Below are 4,732 nucleotides of genomic sequence, written 5' to 3'. Positions count from 1 at the left end.
GCTTCACCTGCAGATGCCTTATTTGCAAATAGTGAACTGTGACTTAAATTAATGTCTTTTCTTGCAATAATTGCTCCGCCCTGATTTCCTGCAACATTGTTTTCAAAAATAGACCCTTCAATATTAAGCTGATTGTTGTTGTCAATTGCGCCTCCATTTTTAGTTGCCTTATTGTTTGTGAAGTTGGATTTGATAATAATTAATTCCCCACCATTGTCAATGGCTCCTGCACCGTATGCCTGGTTTTTATCGAAAAGTGAATTTATTATTGTTAATTTTCCGGCATTGTCTATTGCTCCACCGTAGCTTACTGCAGTATTTGATATAAATTGAGAATTATTTATCAGAATAGTGCCGTTAATGTTAAATATCACTCCACCTTCATCAGAACCTGTATTTGAATCAAATAATGAATTATGAATATTTATATTGCCATTTACAACATCAATAACACCCAAACTATGGGAAACAACATTCTTTTGGAATTTGGAATTGAATATTGATAAATTAGTATTGGAATATATGGCCGCTCCACGTTCTGCATTGTTACTGATAAATGATGAATAATCAATTTCAGTTGTTTTGCCCACATCGTATATTGCACCTGCAAAACTGGCTTTATTATAATCAAGTTTACTGTTAACCAGATATAAATTTCCTAAATTGTATATTGCTCCTCCATTTGATGTGGCTTTATTATTTTTAAAAGTGGAATCATAAATATTTAACTTATTATTATTGTAAATTGCCCCACCTTTATCTGCTGAATTACAACTTAATGAGGATTTGGTTAAATTTATGCTTCCCTTGTTATATATTGCCCCACCAGTGTTGGCGAAACTGGAGGTTATTGTGAATTTATCGAGATTTAAATTACCCGAATTATGAATTGCTCCACCTTCAACGGCGGAATTATTAGCTAAAACAACATCAACCATCTTGTTAATAACATTTCCCAAAGCCAAACCTCCACCATATTCGGCAGAATTATTGTTTAATGAAACATTTTGAAGATAAAATGTAAATTTAACACCAGCAATTGCACCTAATGTGGAATAGATTCCTCCACCCTCTTCCTTAGCAACATTGCCGTTTAAAATACAATCTGTTGCATTCAGGTGACCGCAGGAACTTGATATTCCTCCACCACATATTGCATAGTTATTATTTATTTTGGAATTTTTAATTATTAATGTACCAAATGAATCAGAAATTAAACCTCCACCTTCTTCTGCACTGTTGTTTTCAATTATGGAGTTTTCGACATGCATGGTGTCTTCTGATATGTAAACTCCTCCTCCATATTGACCAACATTATCTCTTATTTCACTGCCATAAATATCACACATTCCCCAACTTTTAACTCCGCCTCCCAAATGGGATGCTGAATTGGAATAAAATTTGGAGTTTTTAATTATCAGATATCCTCTGTTGTTGTATATTCCTCCACCGCGTGTAGCCGAATTATTAATGAATTTGGAATTGATTAACTGAATATCGCCGAATCTGTTATAGATGGCTCCGCCTTCATGACTGTGATTTTTAATAAAAGTACAATTGATTATTTTGGCATTAGTACTATAACTATCGATTGCTGCACCAAATTCTGCATTATTATTCTCAAATAAAGAATTGTAAACCGTTATTTTAGAGCCAGTAGACCCTCGTACCGCACCGCATTCTGCATAATTATCTATGAATTTGGAATCCCTGATTGTTAAAATTCCGTAATTGTCAATTGCTGCGCCATTTTGTGAGGTCTTACCGTTGATAAAATTTAAATTGTATACATTAACATTTGCATTTTTTGAAATGTACAATATATTAGATTTGTAATTGGCATCCAATACAGTATTTGATGATTTTGACCCGTAAATCGAAATGTCCTTATTTATTGTTATTGCAGAACCGTTTCCAAGATATGTCTTGTCATCCAGATGAATTGAATCTCCGGTCTGAGCATTATCAATCATATACTGAATTGAATCAAACTTATCACCTGATGTCGATAAATCAGCAGTACTGTTGTCTTGTGCATAAACCGCATTTACCAGCAATATCGAAAAAATCAGCATTAACAACAACAGTGATCTGAATTTAATTTTGTTAATAATATCTCCCCCTCCAAACTTTAATTTGATTTTTAAATTAGCATTTGCAAACCTGTGAATTTGAATAATTACCTGCCGACAGTGTGTAAATGCTTAATATAAGAATTAAAAGTAATGAAATTATTATGAAAACTTTGATTTACATGCATGCACCAAAATGATTAAATAAAACTATGAGGTTAAAAAAAGAAGAAAAAATAAGTAATAAAATATTACTTATCTATTTTTTTACAGTGAATTTTACAGTTTTAGATGAAGAAGTTTTGTAAGTACTGTCACCTGCGAATTTAACTTTAGCAGAGAAAGTTCCTGCTTTAGTTACTTTTACAGAGATAGTAGCTACACCTTTAGCATTGGTAGTTGCTTTGAAGGTTTTACCATTAACTTTTACAGTTACTTTTTTACCTTTAATAGCGTTTTTACCGTTTTTCAAAGTAACTTTAACTTTGATAGCTTTTTTAACTTTACCTGAAACTTTGGTTTTAGCAGCGGTTAAAGTAGTTGCTTTTTTAGTAACAGTAATTTTAGCAGTATCAAGAGATCCTTTATACAAATTACCTTCACCTAAAAATGCTGCAGTAACATAATTTGTACCCTCAGATTTTGCAGTGATATCAAACTCTAAAGCACCATCATTATCAGTTTTTCCTGAAAGATCAGCGCCGTCAATGAAAACATTTACAAATTTGTTGTATAATCCAATACCGTTAGAATCGGTTAAAACAACTTTTAATACAGTTTTATCACCAACATAAGTTTTTAGGTCTTCCACAGTTAAGATTGTGTCGTATAAAGTTTCATTACTATATACTTTATTTGCATCTAAAGTAGTGTTTAAGTAAGCATTTGATGCTGAGAAAATTTCTTTACCGTCAAATACGATTGAAATACCTTTTGCAGTATCAACTAAAGTGTTTCCGGTTACATTAATTGGAGAGGTAATTTCTAAAGAATTACTGTCTCTTACTAAAATATGGAATAAAACAATGTCTTTAGCATCATCAGCATATTTTTCAACTGTGTTTCCGGTTACGTTAATATTACCTATTTGAGTTGGAGCACCGTGTGCTTCATTACCTTTTTCAGCAGCAATTAATATATTTTTGTTAATTGCTTTGAAGGTATTGTCTTCAATTGAAATGTTATCTGATGATTTTTGGATACTGACTACAGGTAATCCTTCCCAGAAGATGTCGCCTTCTTTAAAGAAACCACAGTTTACGAAAGTGTTACCTTTAACTACAGAACCTGCAGTAGAAGCTCCACCGAAGTAAATGGAGTAACAGTTACCTTCAAAGTAGTTGTCGATGACTTGGTTGGATCCACTACCTTGTGCAATGGATACACCATCAAGAATAGGTCCGACGAAAGAGTTGTTTCTGACAACAACTTCAGAGGATTGTCTGTAAATGTTTAATGATTTGGAACCTTGTTCTTTGTTTACAGTAGGGTCGTTAGCTAATTTAGTTGAATATCCACCCATGAATTTGTTGTTTTCAATAGTACAACCGGTAGTTTGCATTACAACAATACCACTGTTAAAATCAGTGAACTCACAGTCTTTAATTAAAGCTCCAGGAGCAGCGGAAACACTTATACCCCATCCTGCAGTAGTTCCATTATATCTGAAATCGTTTTTAGGATTGGTGTCAATGAATTTAAATCCTTGAATGGTTACATTTTCAGCTTTATTTATAGCGAATAAACCATTTCCATCACCATATCCTTTAATTGTTGTGGTACCTTTACCATCGAGAGTGATACCACTAGTAGCAATAGTTACAGTTTGATTGGTGAAATCATATTCTGCATTTTTACTTAAATCAACTGTATCTCCAGTTTTAGCTGTGTCAACTGCATTTTGCACATCTGCAACGCTAGTGCCAGTAGGCTCAATAGAATCAGCTATTACAACATCTGATGCATCTTCAGCTACTGCAAAATCAGTTGCATCTTCTGCTGAAACTGAACCGAGAGATATTGCAATTAAAACAACTAAAAGAAAAGATACTAATATCTTTTTGTTATTCATAATTTATTTCTCCATAATTAATTATTTGAAATTTTGATACTAATATGAATGTCATTAATTGAAAAAAATATTGGACACCGTTCCAACAAAATGACAATACTTCTATACTAGTAATAATATTTATTTAACGACATGCAATATAAATATTATCGTTTATCGATTAGCAAAAAAATATAAAAAAAGAATAATAAAACAGAATAATATTAAATAAATTATAAAATATACTTTATAATAAAAATATGCTTATTATATTAGTTATAAACTACTTTTAAAATTAAAATAATAATTCATATCTAATTGAAAAATGTAAAAAGAAGTTCATATTGTTAAAATAAATTATTATTAGATAAAATATTAAAATAAGTAAAAATAATAAGTTTTAAATAAAATAAAGAATTTTACTAAAAAAAATTACTTTTTAGATATGAAAATAAATATATGTCATAAAATACAAAAATTCGCATAACAACTATCCTTTAATTGAAAAAAAGGAGGTGAAAAGCATAAAAATAAAATACATATCACTGATAATTCTGCTGACAATTTTTTTAATTTCACTAAATTGTGTAGTTGCAAATGAAAACATCAC

At 31.0% G+C, this 4,732-nt stretch carries 1 protein-coding gene and 1 pseudogene; both read right to left on the bottom strand.

Going from position 1 to position 4,732, the window contains the following annotated elements:
• Positions 1-2,075, bottom strand: a pseudogene (locus tag ACJMLH_RS01490) (hypothetical protein); the annotation flags it as partial.
• Positions 2,076-2,331: 256 nt separating this feature from the next.
• Entirely contained in the window at positions 2,332-4,143 is a 1,812-nt protein-coding gene (locus tag ACJMLH_RS01485; RefSeq protein WP_405274166.1) for an Ig-like domain repeat protein, read from the bottom strand.
• Positions 4,144-4,732: the final 589 nt, after the last annotated feature.

This window comes from Methanobrevibacter sp. (genome assembly GCF_045116495.1).
In the GTDB taxonomy this organism is placed as follows: domain Archaea; phylum Methanobacteriota; class Methanobacteria; order Methanobacteriales; family Methanobacteriaceae; genus Methanocatella.
The sequence above is the reverse complement of the archived record's forward strand: the minus strand, read 5'-3'. Positions and strand labels throughout refer to the sequence as shown.

Bases quoted from the DNA above. Each gene is read 5' to 3' on its own strand.
- ACJMLH_RS01485 (WP_405274166.1), bottom strand. From the start codon at position 4,143: ATGAATAACAAAAAGATATTAGTATCTTTTCTTTTAGTTGTTTTAATT.